Source organism: Desulfotomaculum sp. OF05-3, from assembly GCF_003435535.1.
GTDB classification, from domain to species: domain Bacteria; phylum Bacillota; class Clostridia; order Lachnospirales; family Lachnospiraceae; genus Pilosibacter; species Pilosibacter fragilis.
In genome coordinates, this window is sequence record NZ_QWGO01000009.1 from 72,438 (window position 1) to 93,802 (window position 21,365).

Below are 21,365 nucleotides of genomic sequence, written 5' to 3' on the forward strand. Positions count from 1 at the left end.
GGATCTTCCTTGAAATAAAAAACGGGGAGAAGTTCCATTTTACGGAACTTCTCCCCGCTTTTTATGTACGATTGCAACGCGTCATTCCCTTCATGTTCGCCGGAAAGATCTATTCCCGCTCAATCGCATCCATCAATTTTTTACATCTTCATTCCAATCGCTCTCGGCTTGCATCCGTCCGGAATCGGGCAGTGATAGGTGTCGCCATCCAGCTCTTCCTCCATCTCCGCTTTCGCCTTTGCGATGATCTCCGGATCCTCATACATATCGATCGCTGCGCCTGCCATTGCCTTTGCCGCGTAGATCAGTCCCTTGTGTGCCAGTCCGCTCTTGCCCTGGGAAACAACCTGCCAGGAGTGGCCCGGTGTTCCAGCCGCCCATGTAGCAACGTAGGCCTGGGCAGTCGGGCAGTTCCAGCTCACGTCACCGACGTCCGTGGAACCGAAGGACATGATTCCGTCCGGGTTGAACGGAGCGACAAAGCGGTACATGCTCTCGCCCTTATGGGAAAGGACTTCCGCCTTAGCTGCTTTGTCCTTGCAGTTCTTTGCGATCTTCTCTAAGGACTCAAAACGGCTGTCGCCAACGCCCTCGCTGATGGCTTTGGCAAACTTCATCTCCTCTTCCGTGTACTCCGGAGCGCCAAGCTCCACAAGGTTGTCCCAGAGTTCCTTCGCGATCACCTTGTTGCTCATAAGGTTCGAGCAGCCCTTTACGAAATCGATCTCCACGCGGGTCTCTGTCATATGGGCAGCACCCTCAGCGATCTTGTTGACACGCTGATAGATCTCCTCCACCTGACTGTTCTTCGGGGCACGGATCAGATACAGAACTTCCGCGTACGGCTGTACAACGTTCGGGGAGTATCCGCCGGTGTTTGTGATCGCATAGTGGATTCTCGCTTCCGGAACCACATGCTCTCTTAAGAACTGGACACCCATGTTCATAAGTTCCAGCGCGTCAAGGGCGCTTCGTCCAAGATGCGGTGCGCCGCCTGCGTGGGCGCTCTTTCCATAGAATTTATACGCTACCTGATAGTTTGCGAGGGAGCTTCCCGTGTCGGCCTGCGTTAAATCTCCCGGATGCCATGTGATCGCGGCATCAAGGTTTGCGAACACTCCGCCTTTCGCCATAAATGCCTTTCCGGATCCGCCTTCCTCACCCGGGCAGCCAAAATAGATCACGGTTCCCGGTTTTCCGCTTTCTTCCAGATATTTTTTGATTCCGATCGCCGCGGAGAGGGACGCTGTGCCGAGCATGTTATGTCCGCAGCCGTGTCCGCTGGCGCCATCATGCACAACGATCTTCTCAGTAGCTCCCGCTTCCTGATCCAGTCCGGACAGGGCATCGAACTCGCCTAAGATACCGATCACAGGTTTTCCGGAACCAAACGTGCCCTTAAATGCCGTCTTTACATCCGCAAGACCTGTCTCAACTGTAAAACCTTCTGCTTTCAGAACATCGCAGAGGATCTTCATCGACTTGTCTTCCGTGAAGGCAGTCTCCGCGCAGCCCCAGATCTCGTCGCTGGCGGTAAAGATCTCGCTGGATTTCTTATCAATTTCTTCCCAAGCTGTCTGTTTTCCCATCTCCATATCACCTTTCCTGTACATGATTTCCGGCTGTTGTCCGCACTGCTTTTTTCATTTTTTCTAAAAGCGGCCCTCGAACTTGCATATTCGAGTTATTCTGATTTTTTGCACAATACGCAACCAGTTATCTATAATTATACTATTTTATTCCATGATGCGCAACCTTTTTATTCTTTTGTGTGTAAAGTAAATTTTCCGTTTTAATTATATCAAATTTTCTCCTCTATTTATGTTGCTCTTCACAGCCACTTCCGGCTTCGGAGTTTTTTGGACATGGCTTTTTGCTGGCTTTCTGCTGAATCAAATTAAGCTTGCGCTTTTATACCTGCGATGGTATAATTTACAGGTAATGCCCTGTGATACAGGGCGAACGTGAACACACTGGAGGTATCCACATGAACTGGAGTATCGTAGCAAATGTCATTCTTGTCATTCTCCTGATCCTTGTCGTTGTCCTCGCTGTGCTTTACTTCCTCGGACGTAAGATGGAAAAGCGCCAGGTAGAACAGCAGAGCGCGATCGATGCCGCTAAGCAGACTGTGAGTCTGATGGCGATCGACAAGAAAAAGTTGAAAATAAAGGAAGCCGGACTCCCGCCGATCGTTTATGAGCAGACTCCATGGTATGCAAAGTGGATGAAGGTTCCGGTAGTTAAAGCAAAAATCGGTACAAAGATCATGACCATGATCGCCGATGAAAAGGTCTTCCTTCAGCTCCCGTTAAAGACTGAGGTCAAGGTTGAGATCAGCGGTCTTTACATCACAGCGATCAAGTCCGTTCCGCGTGGAGGACTGATCCCGCTTCCGAAGAAGAAAACGATCGGTCAGCGTATCAAAGGAATTTTCAAAAAAGACTGAATCGACAAGAAAAAGACAAAATAAAAAAGCCCCCTCTTCTGATGAATTTAGTTTCATCCAGAAGACAGGGCTTTTTTATTTGATTTTAAATCAATCCTACAGACTTCATAAAGAAGATCCATAAGAACAGTGTAAACATGGACACCGCCGTACTGATCACGACAAACTGTCCGGCAAGCTCTCCGTCACCGCCCATATTCTGCGCCATCGGGTAGGATGCGGCTGCAACCGGTGTCGCGTAGACAGCGATCAGAAGGAACAGCTCAAGTCCACGAAGTCCAAAGGCGTAAGCGATCGCGATGATGATCGCCGGAAGGATAAACAGCTTGCAGGTAAGCGTTGGAACCAGATATTTGAGGTTTTTCCGGATTGCCTTAAACTGTAAGGTTCCACCGAGCACATAGATCGCCAGCGGAGAAGTCATATTGGAGAACGCTGCGATCGGGGTCACAAGACTTCCCGGAAGCTTGATCCCGAGGAAAAAGAAGATCAGACCCACGATGGCACCCTGCAGGAGCGGATTCGTTGCCACCGCCTTCAGTGTCTTCTTAATATCTGATTTTCCCTCTCCGTTGAACATTTCAAGAATAAATACCGATGTGGTATTGTAGATCGACACAACGACCGTAACCATCATAGCCGCGATCGATGCCGCTGAATCTCCGAATACCGCGATCGTGAGCGGCAGTCCGAACAGAACAAAGTTGCTTCGGAAAATCGCCTGGATGATAACGCCTCTTCTGGGGTTTTCCTTTACGATCTTCGGAATGATCACGATCAGGAGAGCTTCCACGATCAGGATACTTGCACCCGTGAAAATCAAAAGCAATGGTCTCGGAAGCGACTCGGCATCGGCTTTATAAATATTGTAGAAGGTCATAAACGGATAAAATACCCGGAAGACCATCTGGTTCAGCTTCTGTAAAAATTCCTCTTTCACAACTCCTCTGATCTTCATCGTATATCCGAGCGCCAGATAACAGAAGAACGGGATGACCGCATTAACCGCGACTAAAAAACTCTCCATACATCGTTTGTCCTCTCACAGCTGTTCTTTCGACCGCTATTTCTCCGAATACGATCTACAGGCCAGCTGCGTCCTTTCTTTTTTGTCATCTCCCTGAGCTGTCAGGAAATGCGTATTTGTGTAACCCTTTCAACATCCCCATATCAAGTCTTTTCTCTATATTGAAATTCCCAGCACTTCATCCTTTTTCGATGATGCCAGAATTTCTGTACTGCAGTCGAATGCATACTCCCCGTTCATCTCCATGGAATATTTGATTCTTAGAAGAATGGACTCTTCGTCCTCCTCAACTTCAAGCAGGGAAGTCGTGATCCCCATCAGGAACAGTCCCATCGGCGTCCGGTAGTTTGCTGTCGTCCGTCTTCCGGGTTCAAAGATCATGTGGCTCTCCACAAGTCCGCGTTTCATGACCTCGATCCGGTTCTCCATCACCTTCACCGTATTGTGGGTCGGTGTGCCCGTCTCGTCAAGCGACTCATCATAGATCAGATACTGCTTGCCGTTTTTCACATAATACGTCCCCGGGGTGATCATCTCGACCGTGTCCTCTTCCTCACCGATCGTCTGTACCCCCCGGACACGGACTAAAATATCCTTTGTCATGTAAATCTCCCCTGATATATCATTTTGAACGGTCCGCACGGCTTCAGGCACGGACCGCTGCGAACATTTTTATCTCTCATATCTCCGAAACGCGTGATCGATCAGATCGTCGATCAGCTGTCTCTTGTCTACACCTCTTGCCTCCCACAACATCGGATACATGCTGATGGCGGTGAAGCCCGGAAATGTGTTGATCTCATTGAATACGACCGTTCCGTCGGCCTTTACAAAGAAATCCACGCGGGATAAGCCGTAGCCGTCCACCGCGTTGAAGATCTTAACGGCAGCCTCACGGACACGCTCTGTGGCTCCGTCAGGAAGCTCCGGGTCAACGACGGTCTTGGACTCCGCATTGTAGTATTTCGCGTCGAAATCATAGAACTCAGCCGCAGCAAGGATCTCACCCACGCCGGAGGCTTTCGTGGAATCACCGTCACCGAATACGCCGCACTCAATCTCACGGCCCACGATCATCTCCTCTACGAGGATACGGCGGTCATTGTCAGCTGCTTCCCTTAAACCGGTAATCAGCTCTTCTCGGTTGTCTGCTCTTGTAACACCTCTGGAGGAACCGGCGTTAGACGGCTTTACAAATACCGGATATGGGATCTCTTTTTCGATTTTCGCGATAACCGCATCCATATCCTTTAATTCCGCTTTCATAACGGAAACGTAAGCTGCCTGACAGATGCCGAGTCCGCTTACCATGCGCTTTGTGGAAAGCTTATCCATCGATACCGCGGAAGCGAGAACGCCGCAGCCGACGTACGGGATCTTCGCAAGCTCAAGGATTCCCTGTACGGTTCCGTCCTCACCGTAGAGACCGTGAAGGACCGGGAATACCACATCCACCGGAATCTTCTCAAAAGATCCGTTCTCTGTGACGATCAGGCATTTCTCCTTTGCGTCCGGAGACAGCACCGCCCCAGTTTTTGACTCTCTCCAGGTATCATCTTTGACCTGGCTTAAGGAGTCCACCTTTACCCAGTGTCCGTCCTCCGTGATCCCGACGAGGATCACATTATATTTCTCCTCATTGATATTTGCTGCCACATTCTGTACAGACATACAGGATACTACATGCTCAGATGACTGTCCGCCAAACAGGACAACGATATTTTTCTTTTCCATGATGTTTTTTTTGATTCCTCTCTGATTTTCTATTCAAGTCGAACGTCCGTGAGATTTGGCGCGTGATCCCGGTCAGCAAAGCCGGCAGATTCCTTACAGGACCACTGTGCACCCGAATCATTTCCCCCGATGCACTGGCACTGGACGGGCTGTTTTGACATGTTATCGTTTAGATTATAGCACAACTGGTAATAATTACAAACAGGAAATAACATTTGCCTCTGACATAAAAAGTAAAAAGCAAAGAAGGTGTATCTATGAAACGAACCTGTAAGCTCAGTCTCTCTTTCCTGTGTTTTTTGATCTGTTTTCTTCTTTCCATGTCCGGCATCCGGGCGCGGGACGAGGCTCTGGCGGCGGATATTGCCCCAAAGATCCTGCGGTTCCATGTTCTCGCGAACAGTGATTCCGCCAAAGACCAGGCGTTAAAGCTCTGCGTAAAGGATCTTCTGCTGGAAAAGATCCGGGACGGTGCCGCCGCAGATCAGATTTCCGGAAAAGAGGAGCTGAAAGCATATATCCTGTCTGAATCTTCCACACTGGAAGCCGCAGCAGAAGACTTTATCCACAGCTTCGGGTATGATTACGCTGTACATGTGGGGATCGAGACCTGCAGGTTTCCGGTGCGCACCTACGGGGACATGACATTTCCCGCCGGGATGTATGAAGCCGTCCGGGTGACCATCGGGAACGGTGCCGGGCACAACTTCTGGTGCGTTCTGTACCCATCCTTATGCTACACGGACAGCGTTCATGCGTCGATGCCGGAGGAATCGAAGGAAATGTTGAAAAATCTGATCCCGGAGGACGATTTTCAGTCGCTGCTAAAGGCAAGACCGGCCTGTTTCCTGAAAAGCACCAGCCCAGCGGCCACTGGCGAACACACTTCCCATACAGCTATCGCCTCTGCAGCCACCCCTGATAATACTGCCAAAACTTCGGGTAAAAAAAGTGAGCAGGAAACATCTTCCCTGCCCACTGTGAAAGTCCGTTTTCGGATCGCTGAACTATTTTCAGCGCATCCGCAGCTTACTGACTAAGACTTAAGTTTCCCTTAACCGCCCAGTCATAGGTCTCCATCGCCTGGAACAATGAGAGGTCTCCGGTCTTCACCGCGATCTCCTTTGTCTTTAAGGAGTTCTGCTGCTGCATATACTCAAGGCGTCCGATGGTTCCTAACTGCCATTTTCTCTCGGCAGTCTCCATCTTCGTCTTTTCCAGCTCGTAAGCTGCCTTTGCTGTCTGGAGCTCGTTTCTCTTCTGGAGAACGTCGTTGTAAAGGTTTACGAGGGAGGACGCGACTTCTTCCTTCTCCTGCTTGATCGTGCGCTGTAAGTTCTGGTACTCGACGGAGCCTGCGTCCTTGTTGTCGAGGTCCAGCACGTTGTATCGGATCGTAAAGTTGTTGTCCTGCGCCGCCTGTTTGTCCTTCTCCGGGTTCATTCCGTCGATCCTTGTAAGATCAGCTGCCGGGACATCCTTGATCTCCGGCTTTGCGTCATACTTCCATCCGAGCATCGTGCAGAGGGTCTGACGGAGCTTCTGCTCACTGGATGTCAGTGTCAGTTTCGTTGCCTGGGTGGACTCCAGCTGCTGTCTCGCGGAAAGGACCTGGCTCTGGGTCGCAAGACCGTTGGCTGCCTGGTTCTGGGTGGACTGGTAGACTGCCTCTAAGAGTGTGAGTCCGCTCTCTAAGCTCTCCTCGTTGAGCTTTAACTGCTTGTAGCCGATCATGGCGCTCTGGGCGCCGGCGGTCAGCGCCGCGCGGGTGCTGTCCACAAGCTTGATATGCATCTGCTCCGGGGATACCTGTTCCAGGCTGTCGCCCTGCAGCGCAATTGCGTCTGCCTGGTAGTCCATGAGTTCTGAACTGTAATAGAGCTGTGCGTAGTTTGTCGGAGTCATTGCCGGAACTTTACCGATCATCTCTTTGGCTGCGTCAAGAGAGCCTTTCAGTGTACTTGCCGTATCCGCAAGCTCTCCCGAACTATCCAGTAATTTTGATTTCAGCTTCACGACATCCTTTGCTGCGTCCTTCTTATCGGAATATGTCTCTTTCACTGTCTTAAACGTCGGGCTGTAGACCTCAACAAGCTTCCCGATCTCGTCATATTCCAGCATGTTATCCGCGAGCTTCTTCATCGTCGCGTCATCGTACTCATTTCCCGGCTGGGATATAAATCCGTTCTCATCCGCAACACCGGTCGCCTGAACCGCCTTCGTCGCTGCGAAAGCGTTCACAGGCGCTGCCGCAAGCGCAAGCGCAAGTGCTGCCGGAATCACACGTCCTGTCAAATTTCTTTTCATTCTGATTCTCCTTTAGCTCTGCGATGAGGAACCGATATCGAGAAGTCCCTCAAGCGCCCACTGATAGTTTTCGATTGCTCCTGTAAGGTCGAGCTTTGCCGCTGTGTGGGATGCCTCACTGGAAAGCCATGCGGACTCCGCCTGGAGGTATTCCTGGCGGCTCATCATTCCGAGGGCATTTTTCCTGTCAGCAGCTGCCTTGTCGGCCTTTGCGGCTCCGTAAAGCGTCTCAGATGCCTCGTAGGCTTTCTGTTTCTGCTTTACGTCCTGGTACATAAGATCCAGGGAAGAACGGATAGAATCTTCCTGGTCCTTGATATTTCTGGCTTTCTTTACTGCTCCGCCGGAGGAACTGGCCTTTGCCATTCTTGTATCATACAGCGTATAGTTCATCTCGATGGCCTTCGCCTCGTCCTTCTTCGGATCGAAGGAATCGATCACCGCAAGATCCGGTTCCGGAACCTTTGTAATCTCCGGGTCCGCGTTGTACTCCCAGCCTAACATCGTGATCAGCGTCTGCTTCTGGCTGTTTAGACTGGATGCCGCCTGAAGCGCACTTCCGTTTGCGGAATTTAAGGCATCTTCTACGGTCAGAACATCTTCCGTTGACATCATTCCGAGATCTTTTTTCTTCAGTGCCGCCTCATAATTCTGCTTTGCGATCTCCTGATTTAAGACAGCAATATCATACTGATCCTTTAATGTCTCATAAGTGCGCATCGCTTCCCTTGCGGTTTTTGTCTTCTCATTTCTCGCGATACGAAGTCCGCGGAGTGCTGAGCCGCCGTTCTTTTTTCCATTTGCGGTATCTTCCAGCTGCTGCGCATAAGCGCGCAGGGCATGCATGTTTGTCCTATATTCTTTATATTCGCTGCGGGTTGAGCTGTCATTTTTCAGATCATCCGCGTCATTCTCCAGCTCATCCGCCTCCGCGCGGAGATCCGCCGCCAGCGCTAACATCTGGTCCTTTGTAAGGCCCGTGGATCCGCCCGGATTGTAATAATACTTCTGCAGCTGGTTCTGATAATCCGTATTATACCTCTCGATCAGTCCCGGGAGCTCCCAGTATTCCAGGGTATTGTCCTTAAACTTTTCAAGCGCTGCTTCGTCATATTCTGTGACCGCGACATCCTTCGTCGCAGCTAACGCAGGAATTCCGGTACCCGCTGCCGCCAGGGAAAGACTTCCCATAAAAACGGCTGAGAGCACGGTCAGACCTGCCTTTTTCCATTGATTCTGTCTCATAGGTTTCCCTCCATCTATGAGCATAACGATTTCATCGCAGAAACGCAATAACATTTCTCTTACATTTTCTTTCCAAATACGGCAATCCGGTGGCAATTTTATTCACCCCGGCTTCCGCTTCCAAAAGCAGGAAGCCCCGCAGAGCATTCCGCATTCCGGCTGACCGCCTCCCGACCGGGCAGCGGCCGTCTCTTGCAGACTCTGCAGGGATCCGCTTTCAATGTTCAAAGCTTAATCTACGTCAACGATTTCTTCCTTATCCGTATTCTTTCCGCTCATGATCACATAGAAGACCGGAAGAACAAGAAGTGCCATCGCTGTAGAGACGATCAGTCCGCCGACATCCACAAGGGCGAGTCCCTGCATCGTCTTACCGGCATTTCCGTAAGCCGCCGCCATCGGGATCATTGCCACGATCGTCGTGAGTGTTGTCATGAACATCGGGCGCATACGGGTCGCGCCGGCTTCAATGACCGCCTCCTTAAAGTCCATCGTTGCCCGGTACTGGTTCGCCGTATCGACGTACAAAATACCGTTGTTTACTACCGTTCCGACTAACATTAAGAAGCCTAACAGGGAGGTCATGCTGATCGGGCAGTCCACTAACCATAAGAACAGGAAGGAACCGATCAGGGCGAACGGGATCGTTGTCATCACCATGATGGAGAACTTCGGTGACTCGAACTGTGCAGCCATTACAACGAATACGAGGAATACGGCTGTGGCGATCGCCTGTCCCAGGGACGCAAACTCTTCGTTCATCATCTTTGTGGATGTGTTTTCCTGCATGGAGATCGTGCCGGATAAGTACTTATCAATGACCTCCTTCTGGATCTTATCCTTCGTGGTGCTGTCCGCTCCCTCTGTCAGCGTACCGGTGATCGTCACCTGATACTGCTTATCACTCTTTGTGATACTCTGCGGGCTGTCCTTGAAGCCGATATCCGCGATATCCATAAGGGCTACGGATCCGCCGGTCGCTGTCGGAAGGACGATTCCCTGGAGCTTATCGATCGTATCGTACTCATCATCCGCGTACTCAACCTTTACATCGATATCATTTCCGTCAACATTCAGGGTCGTTGCCGTCGTTCCGCTGACCATCATGTATACCTGGGAAGCAACGGCGGTCGGGGAAAGTCCCTCCGCTGCCGCCTTGACCGGATCCACATTGATCTTTACAAGGGGAGCGCTGTTTTCAAGGGAAGAGTGGATGTTTGTCGCCTCCGGGCGTTTCTGGAGCTCGGAAACGATCTCATCCGATACCTTCTTTAAGTCATCGTACTGTGTGCTGACAAGAATGTACTCGAGATCCTCCGCTGCTCCCATGGACATGGTGCTCATGGAGTTCTGGCTCTCGAGGCTCACGGAGCAGTCGGACCACTTCTGCATATCACGTTTCCACTCCTTGATGACCTGATCCGTCTTTCTGCTTCTGTCATCCTTTAAATATGCCGTCAGGGTCGCTCCGCTTCCGCCCATATTCATGGAAAGTCCGGAACTTCCGTAGGAGAGCATGTAGGAATCAAGATCCGGATCCTGAGTCACATAGTCTTCTGCTCTCTGGAGGATCTTATCGACCTCCTCGATCTTAAGACCCGGCTGGGTCTCGATCGTCACCGCGATCGTTCCCTGATCATCTGCCGGCATAAGCTCTGTCTTTAACTTTGTCGCAAGGAACAGGGAGAAGATCACAAGCACAACGGCGGTTCCCATGACCATCGCTTTTTTCTTTAAAAGCTTCTCCATCAGGGAACGGTATCCATTCTGCAGAGCTCTCATGATGCCGGATGCCGGGGTATTTTCCTTCTCCTTCGGACGGTAGTACACGTAGCAGAGCGGTACAAGCGTCATCGCGGAGATCAGGGACGCGATCATACAGAATACGATCGTGAAGCCCAACGGCTTGAACATCTGTCCGCTCATTCCGGAGATCAGGGCTAACGGGATAAATACGACACAGGTCGTAACGGTACCGCCGATAATGGATTCCAGAACGGCTGCCGTACCATCGATCGCGGCTTTTCTCGTTTCAACAAAGCCGCCGCCCTTATCCGTAAAGCGGAAGCAGCTTTCCAGAACTACGATCGAGTTATCGACCATCATTCCGACGCCGAGAACCAGGCTCGACAGGGTGATAACGTTTAGCGTAAAGCCCATGACCTTCATGAGGATGAGCGCCGCTAAAATTGATACCGGGATGGAGGTTCCAACGATCAGGGATGCCTTGATATCCCCGAAGAACAGCCAGATGATGAACATCGCGATAATGACTGCCATGATCATGGTCTGGAATACGCTGTTTAAGGAATTGCTGATCTGATCACTGTAATCGTTGACAACGACGTACTCCAGAGACGGATCCTGTGCTTTTAACGTTTCCATTGTCTCCTGGACTGCCCTGGAAACGGTAATGTGATCGCTGTCCTGATTTTTCTTGACACCGATCGTCATCGTGTCCTTGCCGTCGTAACGTCCGATACTGTCCTTTGCCTCAACGGTATTGTAGATATTGGCAACATCTTCCATATAGATGATATTTCCGTTACCCAGTGTGATCGGGATCTTCTTTAAAAGCTCCATCGTGTCAAAGGATGTTCCGGATGTCACGGAAAGCTCCTTGTTTCCAACGGAGGTACTTCCGATCGGCATGGAAAAGTCCGCAGACTTTAAAGCCGCAACAATCGTATTCATGTTCACATGATACTGGCTTAATTTTTCCGGGATCAGCTCCGCCTTGATGTAAGCCTCCTGGCCACCGGATACATCGACACTGGCTACGGAGGTCAGCTTTTCGATCTCCGGAACGATATCGCCATTTACGTAGTTATAGAGGTTATCCACGCTGTCATTGTTGACTGCGAGGGTGATGGACGGTGTACTGTTGATATCCATCTCGATGATCGTCGGGGTATCGACATCATCCGGGAGATCCGACTTGATCCCGTCCAGCTTTTTCTTTAAGTCATCGTAGGCTTTATCGATATTCTGGTCATAGTCATACTGGACCAGAACCATTCCGAAGTTTTCCGAAGACATGCTGGTGACAGAATCGACACCGGAAAGCGTTCCGATCTCATCCTCTATCTTACTGATCACAAGCTGATCCACGTCATCCGGGCTCGCTCCCGGGTAGACTGCGCTGATGATAAGCATCGGCATCTCCATTTCCGGGATCAGCTCAAGCTGGGATGAAAAGATCGAGCTGAGACCGAATACGATCAGGCAGAGCACAACAAGAACGGTTGTGACCGGCCGTTTTAAGACCTTTTTGGTAAGTCCCATGTTCCTTGTGCCTCCTTATTTTGCTGCCGTTTCTGCGGCTTCTGTAGTCTCTTCTGCTGTTGTCTCACTGCTGCCGGCTGTCGTTTCCGCACTGTCATCACTGCCCTGAATATTCACAGCGGCGCCGTCATAAAGCTCCTTGGACCAGCTTGTGATGACCTCGTCATCATAGGAAAGTCCGGAAACGATCTGGATCTTGTCGGAATCGATGAGTCCGTCTTCCACCGGAGTCTTTTTCGCTGTTGCTGTCGCAGCATCATATGTATAGACGTAGGCGTCTCCGTTGCTGTAGTTGACACAGTCTGCCGGAACGACCATGACGTTGTCCGCCTTCTCCGCTGTCACATAAACCTTTACCATCGTTCCGCTGGCAAGTCCGTCCGCGTCACCTAAGGTCGCTTTCACCTTGAAAAGTCCTGTGGACGCGTCCACCATGCTGCCGATCTCGGAGATCGCGCCGCTGTAATCCGTTCCGTTCTTCTCCACCGTCACAGGATCACCGATATTTAATCCCTTCATGACACGCTCCGACACGTTGAAGGTCAGTGTTTTTCCGCCTGCACCGGATACAACGCCTGCGACAGAACCGCCCGCAGACATATCATGCACCTGCACGCCGAACTGCTCTAAGACACCGGCGATCGGCGCGGTAACGACCGTGTTCTCGCTCTGAGTATCATAGTTTAATTTTGCGGAATCATACTGGAGCTTCGCCATGGACAGACCGCTTACCGCCTGCTCGTAGGCCTGGGCGGAAATATCCCCGCTCTCGTAGAGCGCCTTCATCCTGTTTACAGATGTCTGGGCATCATTTAAGGATACCTGGGTCGTATTTAACGTGATTCTTGCCGCGTCTAACTGCTTGTTGTCGATGCGGAACAGCTTCTGCCCCTTCTGTACGGTATCGCCCTGATTTACATAGACCTCCAGTACTTCTCCGCTTCCCTTCGGGATGATGTACACCTGATCGGCCGGTTCCACGGTACCTGTCAGTCCTGTGGAAAGTTCAATATTTCCTGTCTCCGGTGTCTGGACGACGACGGTCGGGTTCGGAACGGCCTCAATCGGCTCTTCTTTTTTCGTAAATCTTGTGAACATCAGGGCTCCAAATGCGCCGACGCATACAAGCCCGATTACGATCTTACCTGCTTTCTTCATGGTTCCTCCTCATTTTCTGTAACATGCTGCTGTGGTACGACTCCGGTTGTTCTGTTTTTATGAACGTCCCTCGTCTGTTTTCTTCCTGCTGCCCTCTGTTTTATATCCACATATGCCATAATGGAGCATATGGATATGACGTTTGTAATATTCGGAAGCTTCCGTTCTCGACTCACCGTCCCGGAAAAAACGTTTGAGTGACATGATGAATACGATCATGTGCATCTCGATCAGCTCGAAAAACTCCTGATGATCCAGATCACATTTCTCTTTGTTGACATGTTCATACAACAGTTTTAAAAATTTCCGGTTTGCCTCCATCGCCTCCGGGTTCGAATCCGGTCCGCCTTTGAATAGTTCTACCAGTCTTGCGCTGTTGACCAGGTTGTGAAAGATCGCAGACAACCCTGAATCCTCAAGCCGGTCCATCCCGAGATCAAAGATCTGCTCCAGGACCTCCCATAGGTCTCCGCCGTTTTCGTCCAGCATCGTGATGTACGATGTGAAATGCTGTTCCGCCTGGTTGCAGATCAGCCATTTTAACAGATCCTGTTTATCTTCAAAATATGTGTAAAAGCTTCCTCTCGATATATCCGCGTCGTGAACGATCCGGTTGATCGACACTTCCTCCGGAGCTACCCTCATAAATTCCTTTGCCGCCGCAGCCCGAATTGCTTCGATCTTTTCCTTCGGAAGCCGCATAAACCGTTCGGTCGGCATAATTCCATCTCCCCTCTTCTATAAAAACCGGTTCAAAAAGTGACAACCCGTCACCATTATAATGACACCCTGTCATTCTGTCAATATCTGTTTTTCCAGTTTATAATGATTTTATATTTTCGTAAGGTTTGCAAAATTTCTGCATAGAACCTCCTGCCTCCGGTCCGATCCCGTCTGTGATTTCCGCTGTTTTGCTCAGCCTACCATGCCCATGTTTCAGAATTGTTTTCCGATTGTTGCAGTTTCATGAATCCTGCAGATTTTCCCGGAAATATCGGATTGTACAGGAATAAATACCAATTCATAGCATGTTTGTAGGAATTGCTTCTTGCATATTTTTCTCAATACAGGTATAATATCATTGCATCACCTAGTAAGCGACTAGGTTTAGTCCCGGCAGACGGAACGTATCCCGGAGATCAGCTCCGGTGCCGGTTCATATCTGTCCGGAAATTGCTGAAACCTACATTTTTACCTTATATAAAATACATGGAGGAATCCGATATGTCAGAACCATTATTAAATGTAAAAAATCTCTCCGTGGATGTGGAAGACAAATCCATTCTTCACGGGATCAACTTAACGATCAACAAAGGCGAGACCCACGTACTCATGGGACCGAACGGTGCCGGAAAATCCACCCTCGGATGTACCTTAATGGGAAACCCGAATTACCACGTCACGGACGGTGAGATCTTCTTTGGCGGTGAGAATATCACAAAAGAGGCAGCTGACAAGCGCGCCCGCCTCGGTATGTTCCTCTCCTTCCAGAACCCGCTGGAAGTTCCGGGAATCTCCCTCTCCAACTTCATCCGCAGCGCCCTCTCCGCAAGAACCGGAAAGAATGTCCGCATCTGGGATTTCAATAAAGAACTCCAGAAAGCCATGGAGGTTCTCGACATGGATCCGTCCTACGGCTTCCGTGATCTGAACGTCGGCTTCTCCGGCGGTGAGAAAAAGAAAGCGGAGATCCTGCAGCTTCTCCTCTTAAATCCATCCTTAGCGATCCTCGATGAGACAGACTCCGGTCTTGATGTCGATGCGGTCCGCACCGTTTCCAAGGGAATCGAGGAGTACCAGAAGAGCAAGGACGGAGCGCTCCTCATCATCACCCACAGCACAAGGATCCTGGAGTCTCTCCATGTGGACAAGACCCATGTTCTCGTAGACGGCCGCCTGGTTGCCGAGGGTGATGGTTCTCTCGTCGATGAGATCAATGAGAACGGCTTCGAGCAGTTTATCGCTTCCGCAAATGAGAAGGGAGAGAACGATTAATGAAGGAAAAGACGTATGTTGAGGACGTCGACCGCAACATGTACGACTTCCGCAATGACGAGAAGGACGCTTACCGTATTAAAAACGGTCTCACCGAGGACATTGTGGAAAAGATCTCCGAAGAGAAGCATGATCCGGAGTGGATGCATGATTTCCGGTTGAACTCCTTAAAAATATATCATGAAATGAAGGTTCCGGACTGGGGCCCGTCCATCGAAGGGTTGAACATGGACAACATCGCCACCTATGTCCGCGCAAATACAAAGATGAAGGGGAACTGGTCCGAGGTTCCGGAGGAGATCAAGGACACCTTCGAAAAGCTTGGGATCCCGCAGGCGGAGCGCACCTCCCTCGCAGGTGTGGGTGCCCAGTACGACTCCGAGCTCGTCTACCACAATGTCCGCAAGGAGGTTGCGGAGCAGGGCGTTATCTACACAGATATGGAGAGCGCCCTGACCGGCGAATACGCCGATATGGTAAAAGAACACTTCATGAAGCTCGTGACGCCTCATGACCACAAATTTGCCGCTCTGCACGGCGCTGTCTGGTCCGGCGGTTCCTTCGTCTATGTTCCGAAGGGAGTTTCCGTCGAGATCCCGCTGCAGTCCTACTTCCGTTTAAACGCGGCGGGTGCCGGACAGTTTGAGCACACTCTGATCATCGTCGATGAGGGCGCATCCTTACATTTCATCGAGGGATGTTCCGCTCCGAAGTACAATGTGGCCAATCTTCACGCCGGATGCGTTGAGCTTTACGTCGGAAAGAACGCAAAGCTCCGCTACTCCACGATCGAGAACTGGTCGAAAAATATGTACAATTTAAACACAAAGCGTGCGAAGGTCGAGGAAGGCGGAGTCATCGAGTGGGTATCCGGTTCCTTCGGTTCCCATGTTTCTTACCTCTACCCAATGAGCGTGTTAAACGGTGAGGGCGCAAGATCCGAATTTACCGGGATCACATTCGCCGGTAAGGGACAGAACCTTGATACCGGATGTAAGGTGGTCCACAACGCTCCGAAGACTTCTTCCTATGTAAATACGAGATCGATCTCCAAGGACGGCGGGATCAGCACCTTCCGAAGCTCCGTTGTCGTATCCGCAAAGGCAAAGGGCAGCAAATCCGCTGTCTCCTGCCAGTCCCTGATGCTCGACGATATCTCCCGTTCCGACACGATCCCGGCAATGGATATCCGCACAAAGGACGCCGATGTCGGACATGAGGCAAAGATCGGACGCATCAGTGATGACGCCGTCTTCTATCTGATGTCCCGCGGTATCTCCGAGGAGGACGCGAGAGCCCTGATCGTCAGCGGCTTCGCCGACAATGTCTCGAAGGAGCTTCCGCTTGAATACGCGGTGGAGATGAACAATCTGATCCATCTGGAAATGAAAGGAAGTATTGGATGATGGAGAACATGAAGATCAACCAGCTCCCTTCTAAGACATGGAACTGGCTGAAAATGAATGAGACTGCGGTCTCCGGGATTTCTGTCTCCGGAGCGCATGAAGGAAACCTTGAGATCCCGGAAGGGATCAAAAAAACTGTCTGCCCGGCCGGGCTTCCGGACCGTTTTAAGGATGTCGCTGGCGGCATGGGATCCGATATGGATATGCTGGTAAAGGAAAGTTCCGCGGGTGCAGTACTGCTCTCTGCTGACAGCGATGTCTCCGGGGAACCGGCGCGGATCAGATTTGCCTACGGTGCTTTTGAGCACAGCCTGAACACCTTTGGAATTCTGGCAAAAGAAGGAAGCAATATGACCGTTATCATGGATATGGCGGCTGAACGAAGCGTCGATCCTGAACGGACCGGAAGTCCCAGCCCGGTCGGAGAAAATCCTGCTGCCGTCTCCCAGTCTGAACACACCGGGCTTTCCGCCGTGCAGACAAAATTAATTCTGGAAAAAGACGCGAAGGTGACTCTCGTCCAGATCATCCGCAACAAAAACGCGAAGACCGTTTTGAACGATATCGGGGCAAAGGTTGCTGACGGTGCGAAACTCTCCGTCATCCACTTATTCCTTGGCGGTGACCGGGTCTACAACGGCTGTAAGGCTGAACTTATCGGCAAAAAGAGTAATTTTACAGCAGACATCGCCTACACAGTTGCCGATGACTGCGTGCTCGATATGAACTACGTGGCACTCCACGAGGGAAGGAAATCCGTCAGTGAGATCAGGACCGACGGCGTGCTCCATGAAAACGCGAGAAAGCTGTTCCGCGGGACCATCGACTTTAAGAAGGGTGCTGCGGGGGCTGTCGGAAACGAGAAAGAGGACGTTCTTCTTCTCGACGATGACGTGGTCAACCAGACGATCCCGCTGATCCTCTGCGCCGAGGAGGATGTGGAAGGAAACCATGGTGCCACCATCGGAAAGCTGGATGAGGACCTTGTATTCTATCTGGAAAGCCGCGGCATGGCTCTCGCCGAGATCTACAAAATGATGGCGAAAGCAAGGATCGACGCGGTTCTCCGTTTCGTACCTGATGAGAAGACGAAGGCAGACGTTGCCTCCTACTTAGAAAGCGAGGGTTCCAATGGATGTGAATAAGATCCGGGAAGATTTCCCGCTGTTAAAAAACCGTGACATCATCTACCTGGACAATGCGGCGACTTCCCAGAAGCCCGCATGCGTCCTGGACGCGGAAAAGCGGTTTTATGAGAAATATAACGCAAACCCGTTCCGCGGTCTCTACGAGTTAAGCGAAGAGGCGACGGAATGTTATGAGGACGCAAGAAAGACAGTCGCTGACCTCCTTCACGCATCATGTCCTGAGGAGATCGTGTTTACGAGAAACGCCACAGAGAGCCTGAATCTTGCGGCCTACACTCTCTCCGAGTACCTGTTAAAACCGGGCGACGAGATCATTGTCAGTATCATGGAACACCACAGCAATATTCTCCCGTGGCAGCAGGCTGCAAAGCGTTACGGTGCGACGGTGAAATATCTTGAGTGCGACATGGATGGAACGATCCCGGCTGAGCGACTGGAGAGCATGATCACGGACCGCACAAAGATCGCCGCGATCACGCAGATCTCCAATGTGCTTGGATGCAGGAATGATTTAAAGACATTCGCTGAGATCTGCCATCGCCACGGCGTGATCCTGGTCGGCGATGGTGCCCAGAGCGTTCCGCATATCGCTGTTGACGTACAGGATCTGGGCGTGGATTTCCTTTCTTTCTCCGGTCACAAGATGCTGGCTCCAATGGGGATCGGCGCTCTTTACGGAAAGAAAGAGCTTCTTGAGAAGCTTCCGCCCTTCCTCACCGGCGGCGAGATGATCGAATCTGTCACAAGAGAGGGAGCTGTCTGGGCAGAGGTTCCGCATAAGTTCGAGGCGGGAACCGTCAATGCCGGAGGCGCTTACGCGCTGGCTGAGGCAGTCCGCTACATGAAGAATATCGGTTTCGACGCGATCGAGGCACAGGAGAACAGGCTCACGAGAATCGCCTACGAGGGCATGATGAATATTCCCGGAATCCGTGTTCTCGGGAGCAGCGATCCGGACAACCATCACGGAATCCTGTCCTTCGCTGTCGACGGCGTCCACCCCCATGATGTGGCAGAGATCTTAAACGCTGACAATATCTGTGTCCGCGCCGGTCATCACTGCGCACAGCCGCTGTTACAGTACCTTGGAACCGCCTCCACGACGCGTGTGAGCCTCGCGTTCTACAATACAGAGGATGAGATCCGTGCATTCCTTGAGAGTCTTGGCGGATTAAGGAGAAAAATGGGATATGAGTAATACATTTTATAATGAAATTTTAATTGAACACAATCTTCATCCGACTCACAAGCATGAGCTGCCGGACGCAAACCTCGTCTTAGAGGGCGTAAACCCGAGCTGCGGTGATGATATCTGGCTGAAATTAAAGGTCGAGAACGATGAGATCGTCGACGGAGCTTTCGTCGGAGACGGCTGCGCGATCTCCCAGGCCTCCGCGGATATGATGTTAGATTTGATCATTGGAAAGAAAAAGGATGAGGCTCTGCGCCTCGCAAACCTGTTTCTTGAGATGATCAAAGGAACTGCAAAAGGCGATGAGCTGGAACCTCTGGAGGAAGCTTCCATCTTACAGGATGTATCCCATATGCCGGCGCGGGTCAAGTGCGCAGTGCTGGGATGGCATACGATGGAGGAGATGTTTAAGAAGGCGGCTGAAGGGAAGATTATACCTGGAATGTCGGTGACGACGGAAAATAAATAAAGACTTGAATTCAATTTTCAAATATGCTACACTATAAATACAAAGGGGAAAGTCAGATACATGTGGCCTACCCTTCATAGTTTAGTTTGTTACATTGTAACAGCCGTCACTATTGCAGTAGTGGCGGCTATTTTCTTTTCCCGAAGATTGTGTAACACAATCCAACGAGAGCGACAATGAAGATACCTATCTGGATCAAGTCCGAATATGTAACGTACATTGGCATCGCCTTTCTTTCGTCTGGAGGGTTAGTCCCTCCGAAACCGGAGGGCAGGCCGCCTTTCATGTATTCTGCTTTCCCACATCACTATTATATATTACGAACATTTGTTCGTCAATATTTTTTCTTAGCTACTATGTGCACCAGCGCCTCGATCGGCCTCCTCAACGACGTCACGACCATGATCCCCGCCGCAAGCGCGATCGCAAGTCCGATCGCCGCCTGCCCCTTTACGATAAACTGCGGCATGTCGTGCCGGAGAGCCGCGTCCATCGCATAGTACAGGGAACCTCCCGGGATCAGCGGGATGACCGTCGGCATCAGGACCGTCGTTGCCGGTGTCTTTAAGATCCTCGCCCAGATCTCCGAGTAGATCGTGATCAGGATCGCCACAACGAAAAATCCCAGATATTCATTATTCACAAAATGTAAAAATACAAGATACACTGCCCAGAAAACTGCCCCGCCGATCGCCGGGATCAAGACTCTGCGCCCGCGGATGTTGTAAATGATCGCAAATCCGAACGACCCGAAAAACGATGCGATGATTGAAAGAACATCCTGACTCATAACATCCCTCCAAGAAGTATTTTAGAAAGAATAAACCCGGCTGCCACACAGATGGCTGTGATCATCGCCTCCGAAAAATGCAGAAGTCCGCTGATCATGTCCCCGCTGATGAAATCCCGGAATGAGTTCGTCATCAGGACTCCCGGGATCAGGAGCATGATATTCCCGATCATGATCATCTCGACATGCTGTCCGATCCCGAGATAGCAGACAAGAATACATGCCATACCGGAGATCAGAGAGCAGAGGATATTGGAGAAGATCGCCTTCAGCTTGATCGCGGAGAGCGCATATAAGGTCACGCGGATCAGCGCCCCGACAAACAGGGACGCAAATCCATCCCACAGATTTCCTCCAAAGAAAATGGCAAACGCCCCGGCTGTCATTGCATAGATCCCGCACTGCACCGCCGGGGAATAGGTCGGCCCCTTCAATATTTTTTCGTACTCCCGGTCGATCACCTCAAAGGACGGCTGCGTCGCGCAGATCCGCCTCGAAAGGTCATTCAGCCGGTCCAGCTTCCACATATCCGTCCCGTAACTTAAAATTCTTCGCGTCTGCGTGATCCACTTCCGCTCCTTCGTCTCCAGCGTCACGATGATACACGACGCGATCGAGAAAATATGGCTCTGCCGGATCCCGTAGGCATTGCAGATCCTCCGGATCGTATCCTCCACACGGCTGATCTCCGCCCCGCTCACGAGGAGCTGCTCCCCGATATTGATCGCGCAGGTCAGGACTTCTTCGCTTGTCATCTCTTCATTCTTTTCAGTTGTCACCTTTTTTCCCCTTTTCCTCTGCTTCGGCGGCCATCGCGCGCTGATAATGCTTTAACGCGTCCCGATAGGCAACGATCAGCGCTTTCCAGGAAGAACCATGATATCGGCGCCGGATCGCCTCCTCGATCACCTTCGCATCCGTTTCCAGGTGCTTATGCAGAAAGAGCTTTCGTATAAAATCATTTGTCAGCTCCAGCGTTCTCGAACAGTCTGTCTGTATGATCTCTCCTGTTGATGGGATCACCTCAAATGCGATAAAAAAGCTTCCATACACCTTTGTGATCGCGTTATCCACATTCGTTCTTGATTCTCCTACAATATAATATGTCTCCTCACCGGTTTCAGCCATTCTGCTCTCCTCTTTTCATCAGCTCGCGCGCG

At 51.0% G+C, this 21,365-nt stretch carries 19 protein-coding genes; 7 read left to right on the top strand and 12 right to left on the bottom strand.

Annotation, left to right across the window (positions count from 1 at the left end):
- Positions 1 to 140: 140 nt before the first annotated feature.
- Positions 141 to 1,595 (bottom strand): M20 family metallopeptidase, encoded by a 1,455-nt coding sequence (locus tag DXA87_RS06885; RefSeq protein ID WP_242992125.1) that lies wholly within the window; start codon positions 1,593 to 1,595, stop codon positions 141 to 143.
- Positions 1,596 to 1,987: 392 nt separating this feature from the next.
- Between DXA87_RS06885 and DXA87_RS06890 the strand changes: the two genes are divergently transcribed.
- The gene (locus DXA87_RS06890; protein ID WP_015553212.1) at positions 1,988 to 2,449 is read left to right on the top strand and encodes a hypothetical protein; all 462 of its coding nucleotides are present in this window, start codon (positions 1,988 to 1,990) and stop codon (positions 2,447 to 2,449) included.
- Positions 2,450 to 2,534: 85 nt separating this feature from the next.
- Here DXA87_RS06890 and DXA87_RS06895 read toward each other — a convergent pair whose 3' ends face one another.
- From DXA87_RS06895 to DXA87_RS06905, 3 genes are all read right to left on the bottom strand, one after another.
- Positions 2,535 to 3,476 carry an AEC family transporter gene (locus DXA87_RS06895; protein WP_117503646.1) on the bottom strand — a complete coding sequence of 314 codons (942 nt, stop codon included), beginning with the start codon at positions 3,474 to 3,476 and terminating at the stop codon, positions 2,535 to 2,537.
- 156 nt (positions 3,477 to 3,632) lie between these two features.
- Positions 3,633 to 4,079: a DUF1934 domain-containing protein gene (locus DXA87_RS06900; protein WP_015553210.1), complete on the bottom strand. Its 447-nt coding sequence runs from the start codon at positions 4,077 to 4,079 to the stop codon at positions 3,633 to 3,635.
- Between the two features lie 69 nt (positions 4,080 to 4,148).
- The gene (locus DXA87_RS06905) at positions 4,149 to 5,210 is read right to left on the bottom strand and encodes a D-alanine--D-alanine ligase family protein (RefSeq protein ID WP_117503647.1); all 1,062 of its coding nucleotides are present in this window, start codon (positions 5,208 to 5,210) and stop codon (positions 4,149 to 4,151) included.
- A 257-nt stretch (positions 5,211 to 5,467) separates the two neighbouring features.
- Here DXA87_RS06905 and spoIIR point away from each other — a divergent pair, with 257 nt between their 5' ends.
- Complete coding sequence (spoIIR, locus tag DXA87_RS06910) at positions 5,468 to 6,250, top strand: stage II sporulation protein R (protein WP_117503648.1); 783 nt, start codon at positions 5,468 to 5,470, stop codon at positions 6,248 to 6,250.
- Here spoIIR and DXA87_RS06915 read toward each other — a convergent pair.
- The 5 genes from DXA87_RS06915 to DXA87_RS06935 all read right to left on the bottom strand — a co-directional run bounded on the left by DXA87_RS06915 (position 6,240) and on the right by DXA87_RS06935 (position 13,925).
- On the bottom strand, positions 6,240 to 7,517 hold the full coding sequence (locus DXA87_RS06915; RefSeq protein ID WP_117469117.1) for a TolC family protein: 1,278 nt from the start codon (positions 7,515 to 7,517) through the stop codon (positions 6,240 to 6,242). The genes spoIIR and DXA87_RS06915 overlap by 11 nt on opposite strands.
- A 12-nt stretch (positions 7,518 to 7,529) precedes the next feature.
- Complete coding sequence (locus DXA87_RS06920; protein WP_158553039.1) at positions 7,530 to 8,762, bottom strand: TolC family protein; 1,233 nt, start codon at positions 8,760 to 8,762, stop codon at positions 7,530 to 7,532.
- A gap of 231 nt (positions 8,763 to 8,993) precedes the next feature.
- On the bottom strand, positions 8,994 to 12,047 hold the full coding sequence (locus DXA87_RS06925) for an efflux RND transporter permease subunit (RefSeq protein WP_117503650.1): 3,054 nt from the start codon (positions 12,045 to 12,047) through the stop codon (positions 8,994 to 8,996).
- Between the two features lie 15 nt (positions 12,048 to 12,062).
- Positions 12,063 to 13,205: an efflux RND transporter periplasmic adaptor subunit gene (locus DXA87_RS06930; RefSeq protein ID WP_117503651.1), complete on the bottom strand. Its 1,143-nt coding sequence runs from the start codon at positions 13,203 to 13,205 to the stop codon at positions 12,063 to 12,065.
- A 57-nt stretch (positions 13,206 to 13,262) separates the two neighbouring features.
- Positions 13,263 to 13,925, bottom strand: a complete 663-nt coding sequence (locus DXA87_RS06935) for a TetR family transcriptional regulator (RefSeq protein ID WP_117503652.1) — start codon at positions 13,923 to 13,925, stop codon at positions 13,263 to 13,265.
- A gap of 504 nt (positions 13,926 to 14,429) precedes the next feature.
- Between DXA87_RS06935 and sufC the strand changes: the two genes are divergently transcribed.
- The 5 genes from sufC to sufU are packed head-to-tail and all read left to right on the top strand — an operon-like array spanning position 14,430 to position 19,415.
- Positions 14,430 to 15,200: a Fe-S cluster assembly ATPase SufC gene (sufC, locus tag DXA87_RS06940; protein ID WP_117503653.1), complete on the top strand. Its 771-nt coding sequence runs from the start codon at positions 14,430 to 14,432 to the stop codon at positions 15,198 to 15,200.
- Positions 15,200 to 16,606: a Fe-S cluster assembly protein SufB gene (sufB, locus tag DXA87_RS06945; RefSeq protein WP_117503654.1), complete on the top strand. Its 1,407-nt coding sequence runs from the start codon at positions 15,200 to 15,202 to the stop codon at positions 16,604 to 16,606. Before sufC ends, sufB begins: the two co-directional genes overlap by 1 nt.
- Positions 16,603 to 17,751 carry a SufD family Fe-S cluster assembly protein gene (locus DXA87_RS06950; RefSeq protein ID WP_117503655.1) on the top strand — a complete coding sequence of 383 codons (1,149 nt, stop codon included), beginning with the start codon at positions 16,603 to 16,605 and terminating at the stop codon, positions 17,749 to 17,751. The genes sufB and DXA87_RS06950 overlap by 4 nt, the downstream gene beginning before the upstream one ends.
- Positions 17,738 to 18,952 carry a SufS family cysteine desulfurase gene (locus DXA87_RS06955; protein WP_117503656.1) on the top strand — a complete coding sequence of 405 codons (1,215 nt, stop codon included), beginning with the start codon at positions 17,738 to 17,740 and terminating at the stop codon, positions 18,950 to 18,952. The genes DXA87_RS06950 and DXA87_RS06955 overlap by 14 nt, the downstream gene beginning before the upstream one ends.
- On the top strand, positions 18,945 to 19,415 hold the full coding sequence (gene sufU, locus DXA87_RS06960; protein WP_015553198.1) for a Fe-S cluster assembly sulfur transfer protein SufU: 471 nt from the start codon (positions 18,945 to 18,947) through the stop codon (positions 19,413 to 19,415). The genes DXA87_RS06955 and sufU overlap by 8 nt, the downstream gene beginning before the upstream one ends.
- Before the next feature lie 334 nt (positions 19,416 to 19,749).
- On the opposite strand, the gene DXA87_RS06965 is transcribed toward sufU, so the two are convergent.
- The 3 genes from DXA87_RS06965 to DXA87_RS06975 are packed head-to-tail and all read right to left on the bottom strand — an operon-like array spanning position 19,750 to position 21,333.
- A complete protein-coding gene (locus DXA87_RS06965; protein ID WP_117503657.1) occupies positions 19,750 to 20,205 on the bottom strand; it encodes a threonine/serine exporter family protein in 456 nt (151 codons plus the stop codon).
- Positions 20,202 to 20,984, bottom strand: coding sequence for a threonine/serine exporter family protein (locus tag DXA87_RS06970; protein WP_242994017.1), 783 nt, complete (start codon positions 20,982 to 20,984; stop codon positions 20,202 to 20,204). Before DXA87_RS06970 ends, DXA87_RS06965 begins: the two co-directional genes overlap by 4 nt.
- Positions 20,974 to 21,333 carry a DUF3870 domain-containing protein gene (locus DXA87_RS06975; RefSeq protein WP_015553196.1) on the bottom strand — a complete coding sequence of 120 codons (360 nt, stop codon included), beginning with the start codon at positions 21,331 to 21,333 and terminating at the stop codon, positions 20,974 to 20,976. Before DXA87_RS06975 ends, DXA87_RS06970 begins: the two co-directional genes overlap by 11 nt.
- Between the last annotated feature and the right edge of the window lie 32 nt (positions 21,334 to 21,365).